Source organism: Actinomadura luzonensis (assembly GCF_022664455.2).
GTDB classification, from domain to species: domain Bacteria; phylum Actinomycetota; class Actinomycetes; order Streptosporangiales; family Streptosporangiaceae; genus Nonomuraea; species Nonomuraea luzonensis.
The window spans coordinates 2,880,296-2,902,510 of record NZ_JAKRKC020000001.1 but is presented as its reverse complement, the minus strand read 5'-3'; the positions used below and the strand labels follow the sequence as shown (position 1 = coordinate 2,902,510).

Annotated in this window: 22 protein-coding genes, 1 tRNA gene and 2 pseudogenes; 9 read left to right on the top strand and 16 right to left on the bottom strand. The window is 69.8% G+C overall.

Annotated elements, in window-relative coordinates:
- Positions 1-336 (bottom strand): hypothetical protein, encoded by a 336-nt coding sequence (locus MF672_RS14085; protein ID WP_242374340.1) that lies wholly within the window; start codon positions 334-336, stop codon positions 1-3.
- A gap of 218 nt (positions 337-554) precedes the next feature.
- Here MF672_RS14085 and MF672_RS14080 point away from each other — a divergent pair, with 218 nt between their 5' ends.
- Together MF672_RS14080 and MF672_RS14075 are read left to right on the top strand one after the other, a co-directional pair.
- Positions 555-767 (top strand): hypothetical protein, encoded by a 213-nt coding sequence (locus tag MF672_RS14080; protein ID WP_242374339.1) that lies wholly within the window; start codon positions 555-557, stop codon positions 765-767.
- Between the two features lie 233 nt (positions 768-1,000).
- Positions 1,001-1,537 (top strand): GNAT family N-acetyltransferase, encoded by a 537-nt coding sequence (locus MF672_RS14075; RefSeq protein WP_242374338.1) that lies wholly within the window; start codon positions 1,001-1,003, stop codon positions 1,535-1,537.
- On the opposite strand, the gene MF672_RS14070 is transcribed toward MF672_RS14075, so the two are convergent.
- Positions 1,503-2,039, bottom strand: a complete 537-nt coding sequence (locus tag MF672_RS14070) for a GNAT family N-acetyltransferase (RefSeq protein WP_242374337.1) — start codon at positions 2,037-2,039, stop codon at positions 1,503-1,505. The two genes, MF672_RS14075 and MF672_RS14070, sit on opposite strands and share 35 nt — an antisense overlap.
- A 78-nt stretch (positions 2,040-2,117) precedes the next feature.
- Positions 2,118-3,911, bottom strand: a complete 1,794-nt coding sequence (locus MF672_RS14065; RefSeq protein WP_242374336.1) for a bifunctional metallophosphatase/5'-nucleotidase — start codon at positions 3,909-3,911, stop codon at positions 2,118-2,120.
- A gap of 107 nt (positions 3,912-4,018) precedes the next feature.
- Here MF672_RS14065 and mshD point away from each other — a divergent pair, with 107 nt between their 5' ends.
- On the top strand, positions 4,019-4,936 hold the full coding sequence (mshD, locus tag MF672_RS14060; RefSeq protein WP_242374335.1) for a mycothiol synthase: 918 nt from the start codon (positions 4,019-4,021) through the stop codon (positions 4,934-4,936).
- Between the two features lie 137 nt (positions 4,937-5,073).
- On the opposite strand, the gene MF672_RS14055 is transcribed toward mshD, so the two are convergent.
- The 3 genes from MF672_RS14055 to dcd form a co-directional block, all read right to left on the bottom strand.
- Positions 5,074-6,078, bottom strand: coding sequence for an inorganic phosphate transporter (locus MF672_RS14055; protein WP_242374334.1), 1,005 nt, complete (start codon positions 6,076-6,078; stop codon positions 5,074-5,076).
- A gap of 9 nt (positions 6,079-6,087) precedes the next feature.
- Positions 6,088-6,705, bottom strand: coding sequence for a DUF47 domain-containing protein (locus MF672_RS14050; protein ID WP_043625094.1), 618 nt, complete (start codon positions 6,703-6,705; stop codon positions 6,088-6,090).
- A 251-nt stretch (positions 6,706-6,956) separates the two neighbouring features.
- On the bottom strand, positions 6,957-7,532 hold the full coding sequence (dcd, locus tag MF672_RS14045) for a dCTP deaminase (RefSeq protein WP_242374333.1): 576 nt from the start codon (positions 7,530-7,532) through the stop codon (positions 6,957-6,959).
- A gap of 123 nt (positions 7,533-7,655) precedes the next feature.
- Between dcd and MF672_RS14040 the strand changes: the two genes are divergently transcribed.
- Together MF672_RS14040 and MF672_RS14035 are read left to right on the top strand one after the other, a co-directional pair.
- Positions 7,656-7,726 (top strand) — tRNA-Gly (locus MF672_RS14040).
- Positions 7,727-8,017: 291 nt separating this feature from the next.
- On the top strand, positions 8,018-8,284 hold the full coding sequence (locus MF672_RS14035) for a hypothetical protein (protein ID WP_242374332.1): 267 nt from the start codon (positions 8,018-8,020) through the stop codon (positions 8,282-8,284).
- A gap of 263 nt (positions 8,285-8,547) precedes the next feature.
- Here MF672_RS14035 and MF672_RS14030 read toward each other — a convergent pair.
- A protein-coding gene (locus MF672_RS14030; protein ID WP_407654770.1) for an IS5 family transposase occupies positions 8,548-9,434 on the bottom strand; the annotation gives its coding sequence in 2 pieces (ribosomal slippage) (positions 8,548-9,149 and positions 9,149-9,434; 888 coding nt in all).
- Positions 9,435-9,703: 269 nt separating this feature from the next.
- Positions 9,704-10,552, bottom strand: a complete 849-nt coding sequence (locus MF672_RS14025; RefSeq protein ID WP_242374331.1) for a S1 RNA-binding domain-containing protein — start codon at positions 10,550-10,552, stop codon at positions 9,704-9,706.
- Between the two features lie 467 nt (positions 10,553-11,019).
- On the opposite strand from MF672_RS14025, the gene MF672_RS14020 reads away from it, so the two are divergent.
- Positions 11,020-11,244, top strand: coding sequence for a hypothetical protein (locus MF672_RS14020; RefSeq protein WP_242374358.1), 225 nt, complete (start codon positions 11,020-11,022; stop codon positions 11,242-11,244).
- Here the strand turns inward: MF672_RS14020 and MF672_RS14015 are convergent.
- Positions 11,226-11,946, bottom strand: a pseudogene (locus MF672_RS14015) (transposase family protein); the annotation flags it as partial. The gene MF672_RS14020 and the pseudogene MF672_RS14015 overlap by 19 nt on opposite strands.
- Before the next feature lie 435 nt (positions 11,947-12,381).
- Between MF672_RS14015 and MF672_RS14010 the strand changes: the two are divergent.
- Positions 12,382-13,182, top strand: a complete 801-nt coding sequence (locus MF672_RS14010; protein WP_242374330.1) for a hypothetical protein — start codon at positions 12,382-12,384, stop codon at positions 13,180-13,182.
- 784 nt (positions 13,183-13,966) lie between these two features.
- Here the strand turns inward: MF672_RS14010 and MF672_RS14000 are convergent.
- From MF672_RS14000 to MF672_RS13980, 6 genes and pseudogenes are all read right to left on the bottom strand, one after another.
- Positions 13,967-14,311 (bottom strand): hypothetical protein, encoded by a 345-nt coding sequence (locus MF672_RS14000; RefSeq protein WP_242374329.1) that lies wholly within the window; start codon positions 14,309-14,311, stop codon positions 13,967-13,969.
- Positions 14,312-14,395: 84 nt separating this feature from the next.
- Positions 14,396-14,551, bottom strand: a complete 156-nt coding sequence (locus tag MF672_RS51795; RefSeq protein ID WP_308210491.1) for a hypothetical protein — start codon at positions 14,549-14,551, stop codon at positions 14,396-14,398.
- 162 nt (positions 14,552-14,713) lie between these two features.
- Positions 14,714-14,860: a hypothetical protein gene (locus MF672_RS51790; RefSeq protein WP_308210490.1), complete on the bottom strand. Its 147-nt coding sequence runs from the start codon at positions 14,858-14,860 to the stop codon at positions 14,714-14,716.
- Between the two features lie 161 nt (positions 14,861-15,021).
- Entirely contained in the window at positions 15,022-15,186 is a 165-nt protein-coding gene (locus tag MF672_RS13990) for a hypothetical protein (RefSeq protein ID WP_242374328.1), read from the bottom strand.
- 152 nt (positions 15,187-15,338) lie between these two features.
- Entirely contained in the window at positions 15,339-16,079 is a 741-nt protein-coding gene (locus MF672_RS13985) for a class I SAM-dependent methyltransferase (RefSeq protein WP_302893293.1), read from the bottom strand.
- Between the two features lie 66 nt (positions 16,080-16,145).
- Positions 16,146-17,375, bottom strand: a pseudogene (locus MF672_RS13980) (aminotransferase class V-fold PLP-dependent enzyme); the annotation flags it as partial.
- 185 nt (positions 17,376-17,560) lie between these two features.
- Here MF672_RS13980 and MF672_RS13975 point away from each other — a divergent pair.
- Positions 17,561-18,787, top strand: a complete 1,227-nt coding sequence (locus MF672_RS13975; protein WP_242374327.1) for a helix-turn-helix domain-containing protein — start codon at positions 17,561-17,563, stop codon at positions 18,785-18,787.
- Between the two features lie 113 nt (positions 18,788-18,900).
- Positions 18,901-19,302: a GNAT family N-acetyltransferase gene (locus MF672_RS13970; RefSeq protein WP_242374326.1), complete on the top strand. Its 402-nt coding sequence runs from the start codon at positions 18,901-18,903 to the stop codon at positions 19,300-19,302.
- On the opposite strand, the gene MF672_RS13965 is transcribed toward MF672_RS13970, so the two are convergent.
- Positions 19,274-22,168, bottom strand: coding sequence for an AfsR/SARP family transcriptional regulator (locus MF672_RS13965; RefSeq protein ID WP_242374325.1), 2,895 nt, complete (start codon positions 22,166-22,168; stop codon positions 19,274-19,276). The genes MF672_RS13970 and MF672_RS13965 overlap by 29 nt on opposite strands.
- Positions 22,169-22,215: the final 47 nt, after the last annotated feature.

The window sequence follows — 22,215 nt, the reverse complement described above, 5'->3', positions numbered from 1 at the left end:
TTACCTCCCATGAAAGCCATCAAGCGGCCGCCCCAGGCAGCAGCGGAGGCCGGCGTCCGGCGGCAGATCGGTGGTGAAGCGCCGCCAGCGCCAAAGCGGGCGGCAGTCGATCGCGACCGGCAGCTCGGCCAGGTGCACCCAGGCGGTGGGGTGCGCGTACACCACGTCGCGCACGAGGCCGCGCGCCTGCTTCGGGAGGCGGGAGCGGCGCAGTGGCCGGACCGAGAACTCGCCGGCGTCAGCGCAGCAGAGACCGGTCGCGTGCCAGTCGAAGAACACCACTTCGTCGTCGCGCAGAGCTTCACGGGCGGCAGGCGTGAGCGTGATACGGGACATCTGTGGCTCCTGACACCAGGCAGCTCAGAAATCAACGACGGCCGTACCCCGCCCGGACGACGCTGAAACCGGCGCGGGAGTGAGTGAAAGTTTCACCGGCCCGTTGATCGATAAGAGCTGGTCAGCACCCTTCCACCGCTCTTTACCCCCCGTCCGACCAGCGGTGGAACGGCTCCTCGGTGACAATCGCGGCAGGAACCGTCCCTGCGGGAGGATCAATGCGCAAGGTACGTGCTCTGCTCGTCTCGGCCCTGCTGGCCGGCGGCGCGCTGGTGTCGCTCAACGCCGCCCCGGCGCACGCGGAAAGCCTGCGAGGGGTCTTCTACGACTACTCCGAGTGCCAGCGGGTGGGCCAGTACGGCTACACCCAGGGCTGGTGGGGATGGTGGCACTGCGAGCAGCAGTACAGCTACTACTTCCTGTACGCCTGACGCACGCGAGGACCCGCGCGGCCGGAAGTAGGGGTCACCGGTGCCGGAAGCGGCCCCGCCCCGGGACCGGGCCGCGCACACTGGAGGGCGGCGGCCATCGCCCGCCGCCCTCCGGGCTTCATCCGTGGCTCTGCCGGAGGGCGCCCGCCCGCGATGGCCGTCACCAGCGAAAATCCTTTGCGCCCTGCCCGCGTTCGCTGGTAGGTCTGTCCGGCGTGATGACCGGAGAACGCGTGCGGTTGAGAGCCCTGGAGCCGGCCGACAGCGAGCTGATGTGGCGCTGGTACCACGACGACGAGATCGGCCTGTGGATGGACGGCTCCCCGCCGATCTCCCTGGCCCAGAACATCGAGAAGGGCCAGAACCGCCCGCGCAACACCTTCGAGCAGATGGTGCTCGGCATCGAGGCGCTCGACGACGGCAGGCTCATCGGCTACGTCGCGCTCGGCGGCACCGACTTCCGGCACGGCGAGGCCGAGCTGCAGAGCATCGCCATCGCCGACCGCGACCGGCGGGGCGGCGGCTACGGCACCGACGCGCTGCGGGTGATCTGCCGGTACGCCTTCGAGGAGATGGGCCTGCACCGCCTGACGTTGTGGGTGGTGGCGGACAACACGGCGGCGGTGCGGGCGTACACGCGGGTGGGGTTCGTGGAGGAGGGGCGCAAGCGGGAGGCGTTCCGCACCCGGGGCCGGCGGTACGACTTCCTCATGATGGGCCTGCTCGCGACCGAGCTCAAGTTAGCTCGTCGTCCCACGCGACCGGGGTGATCTCGCCCGACTCGAGGTCCTCGCGCAGGATCGCGTAGCCGACCGCGTCGTGGCGGGCGCCGTCGGGGGCGGGCCAGGCCCGGCGGTAGTGGGCCTCCTTGACGTAGCCGTTGCGGCGGAAGGCGGCCCGCATGGCGTGGTTGTCCTGGCGGGTGGTGCCCTCGACGCGCCGCACGCCGGGCAGCTCGGCGAACAGGTAGCGGGTCAGCCAGGCGACGGCGGCCGTGCCGATGCCGCGGCCCCGGTGCGCGGCCCGTACGCGCAGGTCGAACATGGGGGTGTCGTCGGCGAGGTCCTGCAGCCTGACCAGCCCGGCGCGCTCCCCGTCCGCGACGATCCAGAACGTGCGGTTCTCGGCGTCGTCGTAGCCGCCCGCGGCGGCCCGCCGGCGCACGGCCTCGCGGTCCTGGACGCCGGCGTGGTAGGGCCAGTCCTCGCCGGTCAAAAAGTCGGCCAGCGCGCCGGCGTCGGCCGCGGTGAACCTGGTGAACTCGATGCGCACCCGTCCGAGAGTGGCCTCCGGCGGGGTCGCGGGTCAACCGCATTACGGGCCCGCTCCGGGAGCGGGCCCGTGACGTGGTCAGCTCACCACAGTGATGCGGTTCGTGGCGGGCGGGGCGATGGGGCTGTTCTGGCCGAGGTAGGCGACGAAGGCGTCGATGTCCAGCGGGCCGCTCCACAGGTCGGTGCCGGCGGTGAAGCCCGTGAAGGCGTCGCCGCCGCCGACCAGGAAGTTGTTCGCGGCGACCCTGATCGTCTGGGTGTCCGTCACCGGCACGCCGTCGATCTTCATGTCCGACACCTTGGAGCCCCAGGGCGCGCCCGCGCTGTAGGTGTAGGTGAAGTTCGCGGACGGCTGGAGGATCTTGGTGAACGCCTGGTTGTTGGGGCCGCCGGTGAACTGCTGCTCCAGCACCGTCTTGAGCTGGGCGCCGGTCAGCGTCACGACCTGCATGAGGTTGTTGAACGGCTGCACGGCGAACGCCTCACCGTAGGTCACGACGCCGTCGCCCTCGTCGGCCGGCGAGGAGGGATAGGTGAGCGGCATCCGCACGCCGCCCGGGTTCATCAGCGCGATCTGGGCGTTGCCGCCGGTCTTCGTCGCGGCGAGCTGGGCGTCGGCGATGAGGTCGCCGAGCGGGGACTCCCCGGAGGGGCCGGCGGTGTTGCCGATCTCGGCGGTGATGCTGCCGACCGCCTTGTTGGCGACCGGCGCCACGCGGTCCTTCCAGGTCTGGACGAACGTGGCGATCTCGGGATCCGGATCGACGGTCCGCGTCACGACGTGGTTGTCCGCGACGACCGAGGACCGGTCGATGTCCAGGGTCCTGAGGTTGACGTTCAGGTCCACCTGCGTGATGACCCGCCCGAACGACCCGCCCTGCGAGAACAGCCGGTCGTTGCCCGCCGGGTCCTTGACCTTGCAGAGGTAGGCCTGGTGCGAGTGCCCGCTCAGCACGACGTCGATCTCGGGGTCCACCTGCGTGGCGATGCGGGAGCCGGCGCCGGGGACGGCCGCGCACGTGTCGGGCGACTGCCCGGGGGGAACCTGGTCGCCCTCGTGCACCAGCACGACCTGCGCCTTGACGCCGACCAGCTTGAGGATCCTGGAGGCCACGTTCGCGGCCTTGACCTCGTCGATGAACTTGAGGTCCTTGATGCCCTCGGCGGTGACGATGCTCGGCGTGGTCTGGGTGACCAGGCCGATGAAGCCGATCGGCACGCCGTTCATCCACTTGACGCTGACCGGCGGCAGGGCGGGCACGCCCCAGTCGGCCAGGAGCTTCTTGGCCTCGGCCTGCTTGGCGCCGAGCGCGGCGAGCGCGTCGGTCTTCTCGCCCGGGTTCTTGAACAGCACGTTCGCGCCGACGTAGTCGAACTTCGCGCCCTTCCACGCGCCGGCCGGGGAGCAGCCGTCGACCGGGTGGCAGCCGCCGTCCATGATGCGGCGCAGCTCGGCGTAGCCCTCGTCGAACTCGTGGTTGCCGACGGCGGCGACCTTGAGCCCCAGCTTGTCCATGAACTCGATGGACGGCTCGTCGTGGTAGGCCGCCGAGATCAGCGGGGAGGCGCCGATGAGGTCGCCCTGGGCGACGGCGATCGTGTTCCTGTCGGTCAGGGCCTTCATGTGCGCGGCGACGTACGCCGCGCCGCCCGCATCGACCGTTTTGCCGCTCTCGTCCACCATGCGGCCGGAGGAACCGGTCGGGGGTTCGAGGTTGCCGTGGAAGTCGTTGAGCGCGAGCAGCCGCACGGGGACCGTGCGGGGAGCATGGCTGCTCGGGCTCGCGGCCGCCGGGAGCGCGGCCAGCGCGACCGCGCCCGAGGCGACGGCTCCGGCGAGGGCCAGCCGGAGGAAGGAACGAGACGTCATGGCCTAAGACGTTAGAGCGGGAATCCATGCGGCCGATGTCGCAAAGGTAACGATTTATCCGGCCGTGGCATGGCGTTATTTGCCAGTCATACGCCTAGAGTTCTCGTGTGAGCGTGCGCGTGGAAATCAGGCAACGACTGGACGACCCGGAGATCGCCGAAGTGCTCGGCCTGGTCGAGGCCGCGACGGAGGCCGACGGCGTCCGCCCGCTCAACGAGCACGTGATGCTCCACCTCCGCTACGGCGGCGACCCGCGGGCGCGCTCGCTCCTGCTCTACCAGGACGATGTTCTGGCAGGTTATGCCCACGTCGACCCGACCGACGAGGTCGAGGGGCCGAGCGCCGAGCTGGTCATCCACCCGGCGCGCCGCCGCGCGGGCAACGGCGCCCACCTGCTGCGCGCCGTCCTCGACCGCGCCGGCGGGCGGCTGCGCCTGTGGGCGCACGGCGACCACGCCGCCGCCGGGGCGCTCGCGGCGGCGTTCGGGATGGAGCGGGTGCGCTCGCTCTGGCAGATGCGCCGGTCGTTGTTCGCGCCGCTGGCGCCGTACGCGCTGCCCGAGGGGGTGCGGCTGCGGACGTTCGTGCCCGGGCAGGACGAGGAGTCCTGGCTCAAGGTCAACGCCGCCGCCTTCGCCCACCACCCCGAGCAGGGCGCCTGGACCATGGACGACCTGCTGCGACGCGAGCAGGAGGGCTGGTTCGACCCGGAGGGCTTCTTCCTGGCCTTCCGCGGCGACCGGCTGGCCGGCTTCCACTGGACGAAGATCCACGGCGCGTCCGACCGCGACGAGGACCACGGCCACGAGCCGCTGGGCGAGGTGTACGTCGTCGGCGTCGACCCGTCCCAGCAGGGCACCGGTCTCGGCAAGGCCCTCACCCTGGCCGGCCTGCACCATCTGCGGGCGCGCGGCCTCGCCCAGGCCATGCTGTACGTGGACGAGGCCAACACGGCCGCGATCAGGCTGTACGAGTCCCTGGGCTTCGCCCGCTGGGACGTGGACGTGATGTACGCGGCGACCTGAGCCCGTGCCCTGAGCCCGCGCCCTGAGCCCGCGCCCTGAGCCCGCGCCCTGAGCCCGCAGGGGCCCGGCGACGCTGGCGGGCCCGCACCCGTGTTCGGGCCTGTTAGACGATGACGGCCCCGTATCCGTGTTCCGGCCTATTCGACGATGGCGTGCAGGACGAAGTAGGAGACGGCCGCCACCAGGGCCGCGGCCGGGATGGTCAGGACCCAGGCGGTCACGATATTGCCGGCCACGCCCCACCGCACGGCGCTGAGCCGCTTGGTCGCGCCGACACCCATGATCGCCGTGGTGATCGTGTGCGTGGTGGAGATGGGCGCGCCGAACCCCATGGCGGCCACGTACAGGACGGTCGCCGCCGCGGACTCCGCGGCGAAGCCCTGCGGCGGGTCGAGGGCGATGATGCGCCGCCCCAGCGTCCGCATGATCCGCCAGCCGCCCGAGTACGTGCCGAGCGAGATCGCGCCCGCGGCGGCCAGGATGACCCACTGCGGGATCTCGTCGCCGGGAGAGGCGAAGCCCCCGACGGTGAGGGCCAGGAAGATCACGCCCATGGTCTTCTGCGCGTCCTGGAGGCCGTGCCCGAGCGCCATGGCGGCGGCCGAGACGGTCTGGGCGTAGCGGAAGCCGCGGTTGGTCTTGCCCGGCTGGCTGTGCCGGAAGATCCAGTAGATGGAGATCATGATGAGCGCCGCCAGCGTGAAGCCGATCACCGGCGACAACACCATCGGGATGACGACCTTCTCGAACACGCCGTCCCAGTGGACGACGCTGGCCGAGGCGATCGCCGAGCCGACGAGGCCGCCGATCAGGGCGTGACTGGAGGAGGAGGGAAGCCCGAAGTACCAGGTGATGAGGTTCCAGACGATGGCGCCGATGAGCGCGGAGGCCACGATCACCAGGCCGTGGGAGCCGTCGGGGGCGTCGATGATGCCCTTGCCGACCGTCTGGGCCACCTGGGTGCCCAGGTGGGCGCCGATGAAGTTCATGGCGGCCGCCATGAACAGGGCGGCCCTGGGGGTCAGGGCCCGGGTCGAGACGGAGGTCGCGATGGCGTTCGCCGCGTCGTGGAACCCGTTGGTGTAGTCGAAGGCCAGAGCGATGACGACCACGCCGATGACGAGGGCGAGCGTGAGGTCCACTGGTCGGGCCTAGCTTTCCTTGACCGCGATCGACTCGACGGTGTTGGCCACGTGCTCGAAGGCGTCGGCGGCCTCTTCGAGGGCGTCGACGACCTCCTTCATCTTCATGACGGTGAGGGCGTCGTACTCGCCGCTGAACAGCTTGGCCAGCAGCCGCCGGTAGACCTGGTCGCCCTGGTTCTCCAGGCGGTTGACCTCGATCCAGTACTCGTTGAGGTTCTTCATCGAGCGGAGGCGGGGCATGGCCTCGGCGGTCAGCTCGGCGGCGCGCTCCAGCACCTCGACCTGGCGCACGACGTCCTTGGGGAGGTGGTCGAGCTGGTAGAGGACGATGAGGTCGGAGGCGGCCTCCATGGCGTCCATCACGTCGTCGAGGTTGGAGGCGAGACGGTAGATGTCCTCGCGGTCGAACGGAGTGATGAAGCTCTCGTTGAGCCGGTTCATGATCGCGTGGGTGCGTTCGTCACCGGCGTGCTCGCAGGCGCGCATCTTCTCGGCCAGGGCCTCCCTGTCCGAGCCGTCGCTGATGATCTCCACCAGCAGGCGCGATGCCGTGACCAGGTTGTTCGCCGAGTCGGCGAACAGGTCGTAGTAGCTGTCCTCACGTGGCGTGAGACGCAGGCGCACGTCGTTCTCCAGATGTGCGGGGATGGTCCGTGGAAGAGGGTATGGCCTACCAGGCAAAATGCGAACTTCATGTCCCCTTCGCCTACTGGCTACCCCCCGTATGTTGTGCGACACCGGGAATGTGGCTAGCTTGGGGCCCTTTTTGCAGCTCCTGCCCGCTATGAGCAGCTGATACGTCTTCGTCCGAGACCGCGAATCGCGCCCTCGTTCACCACAATGTTCCCCGGCCGTTCACCTGATGTTCATCTGATTCAGATCTTCGTCCGATGGAAGTTCCGATAAGAACGCGACGGCGTCGGCCCCCGCTGCCCCTGATACCGCGAACCGTACCGGGCGGACCCGTATGGATGCTCCGCCGGCGAGCTGAGCCGGAACACGCACAACTGCCCGATCTTCATCCCCGGCCACAACTTGATCGGCAGGGTCGCCACGTTCGACAACTCCAGCGTCACATGCCCGCTGAACCCCGGATCGATGAACCCCGCCGTCGAATGCGTCAGCAACCCGAGCCGCCCGAGCGAGCTCTTCCCCTCCAGCCGCGACGCCAGGTCATCCGGCAGCGTGATCACCTCGAGCGTCGAGGCCAGCACGAACTCCCCCGGATGCAGGATGAACGGCTCATCCCCGTCCGGCTCCACCAGCCGCGTCAGATCCGGCTGCTCCACCGCCGGATCAATGTGCGGATAACGGTGGTTCTCGAACACCCGGAAGAACCGGTCCAGCCGCACGTCGATGCTGGACGGCTGGAGCATCTCCCGCTCGAAGGGCTCCAGCACCAGGCGGCCGGCGTCGATCTCGGCGAGGATGTCACGGTCAGATAGCAGCACGGTGAGCAACCTACCGGTCGGACGCGAAGTCCGGGGGCACGGGATTGCTGTTACGGCCCAAACTTCCGCTACAGTGGGGGACGCGAGTTCCCTGAGGGCGGTCACCGTCTTCGGGAGGGGCGCGCGGGTGTAGTTCAATGGCAGAACATCAGCTTCCCAAGCTGACAGCGCGGGTTCGATTCCCGTCACCCGCTCTCACTGCACGGTCTTCCGCTTGGAGCGCTTCGCGCATTCGGCAGCTCCAGGCCGCGCTTCCCAGAGGGCTCCGCCGCCCCCTTCGACCCCCAAAACCCCTCGCTCGCTCCGCTCGCCGTCCGCTGCCTGGTTACCCTTCGGGCCGGTCCATCGGCCACCGTGGATCAGTTGCGCCCCCCGAGCTCAGGCACACGATTCAGATATCCCGGGAGCGGCTATGTGCTCTCGTCCGACCTCGATACCCGGCACTTCGCCATGCTCCATCTCGGAGGTCTCGGCGAGCTCAGCACATGTCGCGTAAGACAAGACGTCGCATTGGCTACATCACCTTCCGCAGCGACGCGGAGGCCGAGCGCGCGTTGGACGTTCTCACCCAGGACGGCAACTCGCGCTCGGCGGCCATCCGCCAGGCCGTGCTCGAAGCCGCCCTCCGCAAGAAGCGTCCCGCCGCCATGCGTCGCGCTGTCCTGCGTATCGGCAATGATCTGCTCCAACCGCCGCAGTCCCCGCAAGGGCGCGTGCTTCGTGGTGAGGTGGGGTCGCTACACCCTGAGTAGTGACGCGGTAGAGGCGCCTCCGGCGGGGGCGCTCCAGCTCCGGGATGATCGCCAAGGCGACGCGCAAGGTTCGTAGCTGGCTGAGGTGGAAGTCTGATCATTCCGTCTGCCATCGACCCGGGACAAGCCAAGCAGACCAGGTGCACGGGTACCAAATCGTTCGTCCAGTAGGGCGCTCCATCTGGTACCCGTGGCCCTGGCCCGCTTCCCCTGCGGGCGGGTCAACGGCAGACGGGATGATCAGGCGGGCGTTGGGACGTGTTTCAAAGAAGGACGAGCCAGTCGTTGATGGCAGCGATGTGGATGGCGGCTTCGTAGCGGACGGCGAGTTTGTCGAACCGGGTGGCGATGCCGCGATGCCGTTTGAGCCGGTTGATGCCACACTCGACGGCCGAGCGGGCGCGGTAGTCGACGGGGTCGAACGCTGGTGGCCGGCCGCCGCGACTGCCGCGCCGCTTGCGGGCGGCGATCCGGTCGACAGGTTCGGGGATGGTGCAGCGGATGCCGCGGGAGCGGAGGTGCTGCCGGATCGCGCGTGAGGAGTATGCCTCATCGACGCGGACGGTCTGGGGCCGGGTGCGCGGGCGACCCGGCCCGAGCCGGGGCACCCGGATCCCTGCCATGACGGCGGGGAACTGCGGCGCATCACCGCGCTGCCCGGCGGTGAGTACCACGGCCAGCAGCCGCCGGCCCTGCTCACAGGCCAGGTGCAGCTTGGTCGGCAACCCGTCCCGGGAGCGTCCCAGGGCGTGATCGGCAGGCTCGGGCCGCACTCCGCCGGGTGGCTCGGCCTGCAGTTCACCCCACCGCGACGCGCCGGCGGCGTGCTGGTGCGCCCGGCAGATGGTGGAGTCCGCCCCGACCTGCTAGCCGAGCAGGCCCGGGCATCTGCCATCGCTTGCAGCCGGGTGAGGATCTGCTGCCAGATGCCGGCTCGCTGCCAGCGGCGGAACAGGCTGTAGACGGCCTGCCAGGAGCCGTAGCACTCCGGCACGTCCCGCCACGGCGCGCTGACCCGGACCCGCCGGCGGATCCCATCGATCAGTTGGCGCTTGCTCCACTGCGACGGCCGACCTGGCCTTTTCGGCGCGGGCAGCAGCGGCTCCAGCCGCGCCCACTGCGCATCGGTGAGGTCGAACCGCCGCGTCACCGCTAAGGTGGCCACGAGGTCGCCGGTTACAGGTTCTTCTTGGTCGATGAACCCTTTACCGGAGGCCTCTTCGCTTGCCCGGCTCCGACACGCCGTTGATCAACGCTTCGAGACAGACCCTAGTCACCGAACGGGTTGGGGGCGATCGAAGGTCCGGGGCTTCGTTCCTCAGCCCCGGCCCACCGGATAGCGGGCACCTGTCTGTACGTACCTCACGCTTTCGGGGAGGCCGGCGCGCTCGTATCGGTCCGGGAGCGTGTTGTCGCCCGTCAGGTGCCATCAAGGCGATGAGGACCAGAATCGGCCTTCTTGCGGGCGAGGAGCACGCGGCGGTGGTCGCGGTCCAGGCTGATGATGGTCACCTTGACGCGGTCGCCGACTTCAATGACCTCTTCGGGAGTCTCGACAGGCATGGAGACGAGTTCGTCCAAGGGCACCAGGCCCTCGATGCCTTCTACGAGTCTGACGAAGACTCCGAACGGGACGAGCTTGGTCACGGTTCCGAAGAACTCTTGTCCCTCGTGAGCCGCGTCGGCGAACTCCTCGAAGGGATCAGGTTGAAGTGCGCGAAGGGAGAGCCTGGCTTCGCCCTGGTAGGTATCGAAGCAGAGGACGGAACAGGTGACCCGCTGCCCTACCTCTACGACCTCAGAGACCTCATCGAGATGTCGCCAGGACAGTTCGGGGATCGTGATGAACCCTACTCCTGGATAGACGGGATGCGGCGGGCCATCATCCAGCGCCACGAACACACCGAACCCCTGCACGTCTGCCACTTCGCCGCTGAGTACCTCGCCAGGGCGGAGTCCTTTCAGGAATGCCCAGAGTTCGGGATTCTCGGTTGCGGCCAGGGACAGGGCGATTCTTCCCCGTTCCTCATCGACATCGATCACTTCGGCGGTGACGCGCCGGCCGACCTGTATGACCTCATCCGACCGGCGACACCAGGAGACGTCCAAAGGCCCGATGTCCGCCGATGCCAGACCCAGCCGCCCGTCGAGCCTCACCGCGGCCCCGTGAGGACGTCCCACCTGAGTGATCGTCCCCGAGACGATGTCGCCGACCCGAACCGCCCTCAAGATCTCCACAATGTCTAGATCGTTCGCCGGTCTGTCCACACTACTCACTTTGTCATAACCGCGGTGATGTCACCCGCCGCAAGTGCCGGGCCATTAGCGGCCATTAGGAGGGGTGACGAGGAGTCAACCACGATCATTCAGGACCGGTCCGTTGCCCAGTTCAGCGCCTCATCAAGCCGTGATCGATGCAGTTCCCAAGCTGACAGCGCGGGTTCGATTCCCGTCACCCGCTCTCACTGCACGGGCTTTCGCTTGGAGCGCTTCGCGCATTCGGCAGCTCCAGGCCGCACTTCCCAGGGGGCTCCGCCCCCTTCGACTCCCAGAAAACTCCTCGCTCACCGTTCGCTGCTGCCTGGTTACCCGCTGGGCCGGTCCGTCGGCCGTGAATCAGCTTGACTTTGCAGCAACGCGCTCTCGTACGACATCGACACCTCGCCATGCTCGCTCTTGGACGTCTGGGGCGAGTTCAGCATGTGCCGCGTGACAGAACGTCTTAAGTGGGCTACATGGCTGACACCATCACCATCCGCAGCGACGCGGAGACCGAACATGCATTGGACGTTCTCACCCAGGACGGCAGCTCGCGCTCGGCGGCCACCAAGCGGACAGCATTGTCTCCGTGGACGTACGCGAGCCTACGCATGACGGAACCTATTTCAGGCTCACGCAGCCTGAGCGACGCGATGGTTTTGAAGGACGGCGATGGCCTTGCAGGGGTGGCCGGCCTTTGACGGCTGCAGCGGAGCTTTCGGAGGATCTTCCAGCTTTTGAGCTGGGCGTTTGCGCGTTCGCCGGGTCCGCGGAGCTTGGCGTGGGCGCGATTGGCCTGCTTCTGGGACTCGGGCTTTTCTCCGCCCTTGTGCGGGGTGAGCCCTGGGCCCTCGGCTCCCTGATACGCCTTGTCCGCCAGGGCGATGATCCCGGCTTGTACCAGCGCGCGCAGGATGCCCCGGATGCGGGCGGCGGTCAGATCGTCGGCCTTGCCGGGCAAAGCGCCGGACGTCCACAGCTTCGTCCCATCTGGTAGGCGATGACCTGGATGTTCATGCCGTGCACACGGTGTTTGCCGGAGAAGTACGGCTGGTCGGCCTTGATCCGGTCGGTGCAGATCAGGGTGCCGTCCAGCACCAGGTAGTGCAGCCCGTCCGCTTCGCCTCGCGCAGTGCCTGGCCGAGCCTGGGCGAGCGAGCCGACAGCAGTGCCACCGTCTCCTCCACGTATCGCCACGCGGTTGCCGTCGATACCCCGAAGCCGGCGTCGAGTTCGGCGTAGGTCTCGCCCTTGCGCAGGTAGACCAGCACCAGCAGGGCCTGCCGGCCTGGGTTGAGCCGCCGCCAGGGCGACCTCATCGTCTCGCGGTGCCTGAGGATCACTCCGGCGACGTGGTTCAGGGTCTGGTGCGACACATCGACGGCGGCACGACAGAGGAGCACCTGAAGCTCCTGGTGGCGACGGTGTGGATTGTGGTGATCAACCCGTCTACCAGGAGCTTCTTGCTGTTACCGGCCACTGATCCTGGCGGAGTGCCCGCCCGCCGCCGGTGAGGATTGCTGGATCCAGCGGTACAAGCACTATCTCGCCAGCGAATATTACTTCGACTTCGCAAGGTGTCAGATCTATCGGGACGATGACCGCGTATGGACTTCCGGATATATGGCGGGGACCTGCCAGAAGAGGTCTACTCCAACGAACAAGCCACTAGACTGGAGCAGGAATTCGAGGCTTGTCGCGCGGGCGTCGCCAGTGCCTGGGCGGCAACGCCTCGGCTCCTTAGCACTGATGAATAGAAAGCGAGGCGTGACAGTTTGGCTAGTGCCTTTTCTAGAACGGCTTCAAAGAAGCGTCCGATTGTCCTGGCTGTCGTTCTGGTGGTCATCATCACCGCCATCGTGGTAGTGCCGCTGATGATCTGGCGAGATGAGCCAGTGTCAACGAAGCGGCGGCTCCTGCTGCTCAATGCCTTGTCGACGGCTCATCCAGACTATCTGTTCACCATGGCCAGCGGAGCCTCGACAACCGATGAGAGTGTCTCCGTCCTAGTGGAGCCTCGCCCTCCGCTTCCTTTGACGCATGGACCCGAAGCGAGACGTCCGGTCACGCTGAAATTAGATGAGAGGGGGATGCCGTCCCCGCCCGAGCTCGTCGACTGGCGGATGACGAGAGCATTGGAAGTGTCGGACCAGGATGCCGGACGACGTTTGCTGCCTGACGACCAAGCGCTGCTGAAATCAAAGGTTCCGCCCCGGGGAGTCATCGCGCTCGCCGTTGTGTGGTTGACCGCTCCGCAGACTGAGGAATCGATTCAAAGGTTCTGGCCCGACGGAGCCGACGTTCTTTTCTTCTCGCCGCGCCGGAAAGACCGCAAGCCCGTTTCTTGGGACGTTTCCTTCTGCATGGACCGGGGATTGCCGACATGCGCCTCGGACCATCCCGCGTCTTCTACGTCGGGATTTCGCGCGTGGGTTTCCAGCCTTACCGCTGAGGACCAGTCTGCTCTGGCCACCTTCGGGCTGAACCTGGCGGACATGCGTTCCGCGGCGCGCTCCGGGCTCGCGTACGGGTTCGTCGCGAGCGGATACCTGGATGATCTTCGTGAACTGGCTGCGGAGAAATCCGTCTCTTTCCTGCGTGTAGTGGATCTACGAATCCCGCTTGAGCACGGCCCCTGAGGACCATGGCTGCGGCATAGTAGATATCTGTCGATTCCGGGTTAGATACAGTAGCGATGCTTCGATCGGAGGACGACTTTCAAGCCTCGGATTACGGCTTGCGAGACGTCACCACCGGCAGCCGCGCTCAGCAAGCCGGACGCGGATCAGCCCGGCAGGACGGATCAGGGTGTGATGGGACAGCGGAATCACGGCACGGCAAGACAACGAGGCGCTGCGGTCAAGGTCGACTACTGTCTCACTGGGAACCAGCGTCGTCCCTGCTGATCAGCGCGATCAGGTTGGAGAGCCTCACTGTCCATACCCTGCCAGAGGCTGTCGGGTGGCACGGCGCGGCGGCGCGTGGCACGTTCGACGCGGAAGACGGTGTCTCCATCCCTCCACTCGGTGCCCTCCGCCCAAAGCACGGCAACCTGATGAGGGTCGACCGTCAAGGTGTCCACGCCACTCACCCGAGCGAATCTGCGGCTCCATACCGAGCGGTGGACGAGTTCCGGGTCGTGATCGGGAAGCTGCCGGTGCTGGGCCATGTCGGTCGAGTGGAGGGCGGGTTCGTCCCAGTCGGTCGTGGTGACCTCTACCGGTCGCCAGTGGCCTGAGAGACTACGAAGCCTTCGATTGTCTCTTCGGAGTTCGCAGCAGCAGCGCACCAGGCGGTCTCGCCGACATCGAGACCGGGAGTCCAGGTGCGGCACTCGATGAATCCGTGGATGTCGGTTCCCATGCCGAGATCTTGTTGTCCGCGCCGCGGCATTGTCCAACCCCAGCGCACAACGCTCTGCGATCAGCGGCGGCGACGGAGGATACAGGTCATCAGCGGGTGCGCATCTCCGATCAGGCTTTCCGACACGTGGCTGAGATACCATCCTTCACGCTCGACGCCCTCGATCAGTTCGGGGGCCTCCGGCACCGCCCATGCGCGCATCCTTTCGGGCTTGACCCGGAGTCGGAACACGAAGACCTCACGGCCTTCTTGATAGGCCCGCCGAGCCTCCGCGATGGTCCGGCCCATTTCCTGCTCATCATGGCGAAGCCGTGCCATAGGGCGCTGGTCTCTCTTGTCGAATCGATGCAGCAGTTGCCGTGGGGAATAACGATCTCGCGGCTGGCAGGGTTCCATGACGATCACTCACAGGCGAACAGGCCAGGTCGGGCTCGGGGTGCGGAGCGCGGTTTGATGCAGTTCGATCCTCTGTGGTGTGCCCCCGGGCTTTCAGCGCAGGTCCAGTACTCCGACTCGCTGGCCGCCGCTCACCTCGCCCGTCAGCTGGAAGCCGAGCTTCAGGTAGAAGTTCTCGGGTCCGCCTTCTCCCGGCTCCCACGAGACGTACATGCGCCTGCCGCCGCGGCGCTTGATCTCGGCGGCCACGGCCCTGACGGCGAATCGGCCGACGCCTTGTCCTTATGCTTCGGGTATCACGTTGAGGCGCCACAAGCCTGATCGGAAATCGACGCCCTTGCCGTCCCAGTCGATGTCGAGAAAGGCCATGAGGAATCCGACGGGACGGTCGCCGTCCAGGATGAGGCGAGGCTAGGCGACCTGTGGCTGTACGTAGGCCTCTGCGAGGGACTTCACCACCGGCGAGACGAAATGCTCCTGGTCGGGGCGGACTTTCACAGCGATGGCCAGTTCGATGTTGGCAGGGGTGATGGGCGCCAGCCGCAGTGCCTCGTTCATGAAAGAACCATAGGGCGCGCTGTCCGGGCCGGCGGGGTTCAGGCGGTCGTCAGGGTGAGGAGCACGCGCCACGCGGCGACCGATACCGCGACCAGGCGCCCCACCGCGAGCAGGAGGACGACGAGCGCAACGAGGGCGGTCACTCTCCCGTTGATCCGCGCCTACGGCTCGGTCTCGCGCGGGCCGGAGAGGCCGCGGGCAGCGGCTTCCCAGCAGATGACCGCGAAGAACAGCAGGTCGTCGCTCCACGACAGCAGCGGGTGACCGTGTTCGGCCCACGCCGTCATCACGGCCGCCTCGGCGGGCGGGCTGGGGAGCAGCCACATCGCCGTGCCCTCCGCCTCGTGCCCTCCGGAGGAGGTAGGCGCCGTGGGCGGATCGTAGGCGGCCGGAGGTCCTGCCGGACAGGCGGGCTCTTGAGTGGCTGCGACGGGCGCAGGGAAGGCCACTTCCCGAGGGTGGGAAGTGGCCTTCGCGGTCAGGCTCGGGCGGTGACCAGGGTCGCCGCGGTCTCCGAGTGGACGCCGGCGGCGTCCGTGCAGTGCGCCAGGTTCGCGCGTACGGCCGCCACCAGGTCGGCGCGGCGCGGTCCGGCGTACGGGCTGATCGCGGAGAAGTCGAACAGGCAGCAGAGGGCGTCAGGCCCGCCGGGAACGGTGGTGGGCAGCGTGCGGTCGCGGAGTTCGACGTCCACGAAGCCGACCTCCTTCGCCAGCGTGGCGACCTCCGTGCCGGGCAGGGACCATGGTTCCTCGAAGAGCGCCGCCAGGTCGGGGCCGAGGACGGTGGCGACGGCGTCGTGCAGGGCGCGGAAGAGCGGGTTGCGGTGCAGAGGCTGCCAGGTGGCGATGGCGATCCGCGCGCCGGGGCGGGCGGCCCGGCGCAGCTCGGCCAGCGCCGCGCCCCGGTCGGGGACGAACTGCAGCACCTGCTGCATGGTGATCAGGTCGAACGCGTGGTCGGACACGTGCAGCGGGGTGGCGCCGCATTCCGAGTACTGGATGGGGGCGCCGTCGACGGCGGGGAGCTCGGCGGCGAGGGTGAGCATGGCGGGGTTGGGGTCGGTGCCGACCACCGCGCCGGTGGGGCCGATCGCCCTGGCGAGCACCCGGGCGACGGTTCCCGGGCCGGTGCCGACGTCGAGCGCCTTGGTGCCGGGGGCCGGCGCCAGCGTCTCGACCAGGTGCTCGGCCCACGGCTGGAAGATCGACGGGAGCAGGACGTCCTGGTAGGGCCGTACCTGGTCGACGCCGAAGCCGGTGTCCGCGGTGACGGCGGCCCGGGACCTCGTGGCCGTCTCCAGGGTCTCGGCGAGAATGTCGACCTCGTCCGGGGAGTTGTACAGGTAGAACGAGGCCCGGATCGCGGCGGGCACGCCGAACCGGCTGCACGCGAGCTGCGCGCAGTGGTTGCCGGACCGGACGGCGATGCCCGCTTCGTCCAGGCTCGCGCGCATGCGCTGGAGCGGGATGCCGTTCACCACGAACGACAGCAGCGGCAGCCGGTTCGCGGTGTCGGTCGGGCCGATGAAGCGGATGCCGGGCACGCCGCCGAGCCGGTCCAGGGCGTACTCGATGAGGGCCTGGTCGTGGGCGGCGATCGCGTCCATGCCGAGCTCGCTCAGGAAGTCGCAGGCGGCGCCGAGGCCGACGGCCTGCGCGACCGGGGGCGTGCCGGCCTCGAACTTCAGCGGGGGCGCGGCGTAGTGCATCGCGTCCACCGCGACGTGCTCGATCATCTCGCCGCCGCCGAGGAAGGGCGGGAGCGCTTCCAGGAGCTCGTGCCGGCCCCACAGGGCGCCGATGCCGGTGGGGCCGCACATCTTGTGGCCGGAGAACGTGACGAAGTCGGCCCCCAGCGCCGTCACGTCGATGCCGAGGTGCGGCACCGACTGGGCCGCGTCCACGACCATCAGGGCGCCGACCTCGTGGGCGCGGGCGGCGATGGTCGCGACCGGGTTCACGGTGCCCAGGATGTTCGAGGCGTGCACGGCCGCGACGACCTTGGTGCGCTCGTTGATCTTCTCGTGCAGGTCGGAGAGGTCGAGGCGGCCGTCGTCGGTGATGCCGAGGTAGCGGACCGTCGCCCCCACCCGCTCGGCCAGCAGCCGCCAGGGGATCAGGTTGGAGTGGTGCTCCATCTCGGTCAGGACGATCTCGTCGCCGGGGCCGACGCGGAGCCGCCCGTCGGCCCAGATGAGGGAGTTGGCCAGCAGGTTGACGGCCTCGGTCGCGTTCTTGGTGAACACAATCTCCTCGGCCCGCGGTGCGCGCACGAACGCGGCGATCTTGTTTCGCGCCCCTTCGTACAGCTCGGTCGCCTGGACGGCCAGCCGGTACACGCCCCGGTGCACGTTCGCGTTGGTGCGGACGTAGTAGTGCTGCAGCGCGTCCAGGACGGCGGCGGGTTTCTGGGTGGTGGCGGCGCTGTCGAGGTACACGGGTGGGCGGGACTCGTCAGGGGCGGTTTCGAAGAACGGGAATTCCTTCCGAATCGACTCGACGTCGATCGCCATCGTGGTCTCCTCCTGCCGAACGGTGTAGCGGCAGTGTCGGCGGAGCCCGACCGGCTAGATCCAACTGGAGTTGTGTCATGCCGAACCCTCCAGTATAACCCACATTCCAGGGAGGATAGGGTGGCAAGGAGTTGCCGTCGTTTCCGGCCACCGAGGGCCGCGGATTCCTCACCTACTGTGGCAGCATGGTCGGCGATTTCCTGGTCGACGGCGCGCGGATCATGGCCAGGCGCCGCTCGCGCGGCCTCACCCGACGGATCCTGGCCGACCTGGTCGGCTGCAGCGAGGAATGGCTCCGCCTGGTCGAGAACGGGGTACGGCCCCTGGACCGGCTGTCGACCATCATGCGGATCGCCGAAGTGCTGCACGTCGAGGACCTGTCCGAGCTCGTCGCCGGCCGCACGAGACTCCCGCCCGCCTGCGACCACCCCGAGCCCGACGAGGTCGGGAACGCGCTGCTGCTGCCCGGCCGGCCCACCGGCGAGGCGGCCGAGAACGTGACACGCGTGCGGCAGCACGTGACGGCGGCCTGGGAGATCTGGCAGCGCTCCCCCCGCCGCTACACCGAGACGCGCCGACGCCTGCCGCCGCTGCTGTCGATGGCCGACCGGTCGGCCAGGGACGCCACCGGCGCGGACCGGGAGACCGCCGCGGCCGGCCTCACCGAGGTGTACCGGCTGTTCACGGCGCTGCTGCGCAGCAGCGGCCAGTACGCGCTCGCCCTGCTCGCCGCCGACCGCGCGGTGGCCTCGTCAGCGGGCTCGTCGGCGGGCTCGTCGGCGGGCTCAGCGGCGGGCTCAGCGGCGGGCTCAGCGGCGGGCTCAGCGGCGGGCTCAGCGGCGGGCTCAGCGGCGGGCTCGGCGATCACCCAGGCCGAGGTCGCGGGCGTGCTCGTCTCGCTCGGCCGGTACGCCGACGCGCGGCGGCTGTGCCTCGCGGTGATCGACGAGCGGCCCGGATCGCCGCAGGTCACCGGGCTCTGCTACCTGACGGCCGCGCTCGCCGCCGCCGAGGAGAGCGACGTGCTGCGTGCCGAGGAGCTGCTGAACCACGCCCGCAAGATCGGCGACCGGCTGGGCCCGGAGTTCGCGCTGGAGGTGGACGTGCACCGCGTGGCGGTCGCCGTCCGGACCGGCCGGTACGCGCGGGCCGTCCGGCTCGCGGCGGACGTCGACGCCGACCGCCTGCCCGACAGGGACCGCCAGGCGCGGCACCTGCTGGCCGTGGCCACCGCGCACGCCATGGAGGGCGACTCCGGCGCGGCCATGGCGCTGCTGTGGCGGATCGTCGAAGGCTGCCCGGAGGAGCTGCGGTTCAACGCGGACGCCGGACGGGTGCTGGCCCGGCTGCGGGCGATGGACTGCGAGTCGACCCGGGGAGAGCTACGGGAGATGACCCGGATCACCGCCTGATTCCTCGCCGGGCGGGGCGGCGGTAGGGCTTGTCGGGGTGGGCGGATGGTGGCGATAACATCGCGATCATGGCGGATTGGGAGCTTCGGCCAGCTTTGTCGCAAGATGTCGAGATGATCGCCGAGTTGCGGGCCGTGGTGATGCGGCCGGATCTGGTGCGGCTGGGGCGGTTCGACGAGCATCGGGTGCGGCAGCGGTTCCGGGACGCGTACGTGCCGGAGCACGCCTGGGTGATCGAGCTGGGCGGGGCGTTCGGCGGGTGCGTCGCCCTGCGGCCCGCGGAGGGCTGTCACTGGCTGGAGCACTTCTTCCTGGACCCGGCGTGGCAGGGCAGGGGGATCGGGTCCGGGGTGTTGCGGGAGTTGCTGGAGCGGTGCGACCGGGAGGGGACGGTCGTGCGGCTGAACGTGTTGCAGGGCAGCGCGGCGCGCCGGCTCTACGAGCGGCACGGGTTCGTGACGGAGCGCGAGGACGAGGTGGACGTGTTCATGGTGCGTCACCCCTGTCACCGGTGACCGACGGCTCGGGCCGCAGGGTGGCGAGGCGGACGCGGAGGGCTTCGGCGTCGCCCGGGGAGAGCTCGGTGAGCAGGGTCAGGGCCTCGCGGAGGGTTTCCGCGCCCTCCTGCGGGTGTCCCGCGGCGAGCTGGGCCTCGCCGAGGCGGCGCAGGGTGCGGGCGCCCAGCGCGCGTTTGCCGCCGCCGCGCCAGGTCAGGGAGCGCCGGTAGTAGGCGATCGCCTCCTCGTACTGGCCGAGCAGGTGGTGGATGTGGCCCAGGCTGTCGAGGGTGGCGGACTCGCCGGGCAGGTCGTCCAGCTCGCGGTGGACGGCCAGGGCCTCGCGGCAGCGGCGCAGGGCCTGCTCGTGCGCGCCGAGCTGGGCGTGGAACCAGCCGATGTTGTTGAGCACGCGGCCCTCGCCCGCGCGGTCGCCGGCCGCGCGGTAGAGCCGTAGCGCCTCCTCGCTCAGGGCCAGGCCCGCCCGGTGCTCGGCGTGGCGGTCCTTCAGCACGCTCAGGTAGACCAGGCAGCGGGCCTGCCCGGCGGGGTCGCCGAGGCCGCCGAACAGCTCGTACGCGGCCCGCAGGTGGGCCTCGCCCGCCGCGTCCTGGCCGAGCCGGGTGAGGGCGTGGGCCAGGCCGACGCGGGCGTGCGCGGCGGCGGCCCGGTCGCGCAGCCGCTCCGCCGCCTCCAGCGCGAGCCGGAACATGGCCTCCTGGTCGTCGGAGCGTCCCTCCTGGGACAGGAAGCCCCAGCAGGCGCCCGCGAGCTGCCAGGCGTGCGCGTCGAATCCGGACCTCGCGGCGTGCCGGATCACGGCCGGCAGCGTCCGGTGCTCGGCGGCGAACCACGCCTGGCTCTGCGCCCGGTCGGTGAGCCGGGCCAGGACCACCCCCGGCCGGGGCGGCGGCAGGACCAGCGGGACGCGGTGCAGCAGGTCGAGCAGCCGGTCGCCGGCGCGGGCGCTGTGCAGGTAGTGGTCGAAGAGCCGGTGCAGGGCCTCGTGGCGCTCGGCGGGCGGGTCGTGGAGGCGGGTCAGCTCGGCGGCGTACGCGCGGAGCAGGTCGTGCCAGCCGTAGCGGCCCGGGGCGCGTTCCGTCGCGAGGTTGGCCCGGGTCAGCTCGGCGAGGAGCCGGCGGGCCTCCCGTACGGGGACGCCGGCCAGGCTGGCGGCCGCGGCCGTGGAGATCTCCGGGGCCGGGAGGAGGCCGCGTAAGCGGAACAGGCGGGCGGCGGGCGGGGTGAGGGCGCGGTAGGACCAGGACAGGACGGTGCGCATGTTGGTGGCCGCGTCGCCGCCGTCCAGGACGTCCAGCGTGTCGGGGTTGTCCGTCTCGTCCGCGGGATCCTCCGGGGCGGAGAGGTCGGAGATGAGGGTGCGGAGGGGGAAGGAGGGCCGGGTCTGGGCGCGGGCCGCCACGATGGCGAGGGCCAGCGGCAGGCCCGCGCACCGGTCCACGATGTCGTCCACCGCCTGTGGATCCGCGTCCACCTGGCCGGCGCCGAGGCGGCGGGTCAGGAGCTCGCGCGCGTGCGCGGGCGGCAGCAGCCCCAGGGACAGCGTGCGGGCGCCCTCCGCCGCGACCAGGCCGGTCAGCTCGGCGCGGCTGGTGATCAGGGCGAGGCAGCCGGGCGCGTTCGGCAGCAGCGGGCGGACCTGGTCGCAGTCGAGGGCGTTGTCGAGCACGACGAGCACCCGCCGCTCGGCCAGCAGGCTGCGGTAGAGGCCGGCCTGGGCCTCCAGCGTGGCGGGCACGAGCTGCGGCGGCACCTGGAGGGCGTCCAGGAACAGCCGCACCGCCTCGGCCGGGGAGCGGACGGCGTGCGTGGGGCCGAAGCCCTGGAGGTTCACGTAGAGCTGGCCGTCGGGGAAACGGTCGCGGACGCGGTGGGCCCAGTGCACGGCGAGCGTGGTCTTGCCGACGCCGCCGGTGCCGGTGATCACGCAGGGCGCGAGGGCGGTCCCGGAGGTGGTGAGGCGGTCGAGGGCGGCGAGTTCGTCGTCGCGGGCGGTGAACAGCTCGGTGTCCGGGGGGAGGTGCCGGGGGACGGCGAGCGGAGGCGGGGAGGGCGCGCCGCCCGACGGTCCGGACAGGGCGGGCGCGCCGCCCGACGGCCCGGGCGTCGCCTTCGGGCGTGGTTCGTCGTGGCCGGCGAGGATCGCCTGGTGCAGGCGTTGCAGCTCGGCCCCCGGCTCGATGCCGAGGTCCTCGGCGAAGTGCCGTCGGACGCGCCGGAAGACGGCGAGGGCCTCGCTGCGGCGGCCGCCGCGCAGCAGCGCGGTCATCAGCAGGGCGACCAGGCGTTCCCGCAGCGGGTTCTCGCCGACCAGGGGCGCGAGCTCGGCCGCGACCTCCTGGTGGCGGCCGAGGCGCAGGTCGAGCTCGGCCCGGCGGTCCAGGGCGGTCAGCCGTTCCTCCTCCAGGCCGGGTACGACGACGTCGGCCAGCCAGCGGCCCGCCACGTCCGCGAGGGGCGGCCCCTGCCAGAGCGCCAGGGCCGTGCGGAGGAGGCCGGCGGCCTGCTCGGGCCCGGCGTGGGGCGAGCGGGTCAGGGCGCGGAAGCGGTGCAGGTCGACGCGGTCGCGGTCGACGGTCAGGCAGTAGCCGCGCGCCGAGGTGGTCAGCGCCGCCTCGGGACAGGGGGCCAGCAGCCGGCGCAGCCGCGAGATGTGCCCCTGGACGGCGTTGCGCGAGAACGCGGGCGGCTCGGCGCCCCACAGCGCGGTCTCCAGCCGGGCGACCGGCACCGGACGGCCGGGTTCGAGCAGCAGCATCGCCAGCACGGTGCGCTGCTGCGCGGTGGACGGGCCGAGGCGCCGCCCGGCGTCCCAGACTCCCACCGGACCCAGCAGGCGGAACTCGACGCCGTTCGCCGTCACTCGTCTCCTGCCTCCAGTCGCTGACCGCCGTCGAGGAAGTGTCCGCA

Coding starts and splice junctions, on each gene's coding strand:
- MF672_RS14020 (WP_242374358.1), top strand. CDS start 11,020: ATGGCTGACACCATCACCATCCGCAGCGACGCGGAGACCGAACATGCA.
- MF672_RS13970 (WP_242374326.1), top strand. CDS start 18,901: ATGATCGCCGAGTTGCGGGCCGTGGTGATGCGGCCGGATCTGGTGCGG.
- MF672_RS13990 (WP_242374328.1), bottom strand. CDS start 15,186: ATGTGGCTGCTCCCCAGCCCGCCCGCCGAGGCGGCCGTGATGACGGCG.
- MF672_RS14035 (WP_242374332.1), top strand. CDS start 8,018: ATGTCGCGTAAGACAAGACGTCGCATTGGCTACATCACCTTCCGCAGC.
- MF672_RS14085 (WP_242374340.1), bottom strand. CDS start 336: ATGTCCCGTATCACGCTCACGCCTGCCGCCCGTGAAGCTCTGCGCGAC.
- MF672_RS14065 (WP_242374336.1), bottom strand. CDS start 3,911: ATGACGTCTCGTTCCTTCCTCCGGCTGGCCCTCGCCGGAGCCGTCGCC.
- MF672_RS13975 (WP_242374327.1), top strand. CDS start 17,561: ATGGTCGGCGATTTCCTGGTCGACGGCGCGCGGATCATGGCCAGGCGC.
- MF672_RS51790 (WP_308210490.1), bottom strand. CDS start 14,860: ATGAACGAGGCACTGCGGCTGGCGCCCATCACCCCTGCCAACATCGAA.
- MF672_RS14080 (WP_242374339.1), top strand. CDS start 555: ATGCGCAAGGTACGTGCTCTGCTCGTCTCGGCCCTGCTGGCCGGCGGC.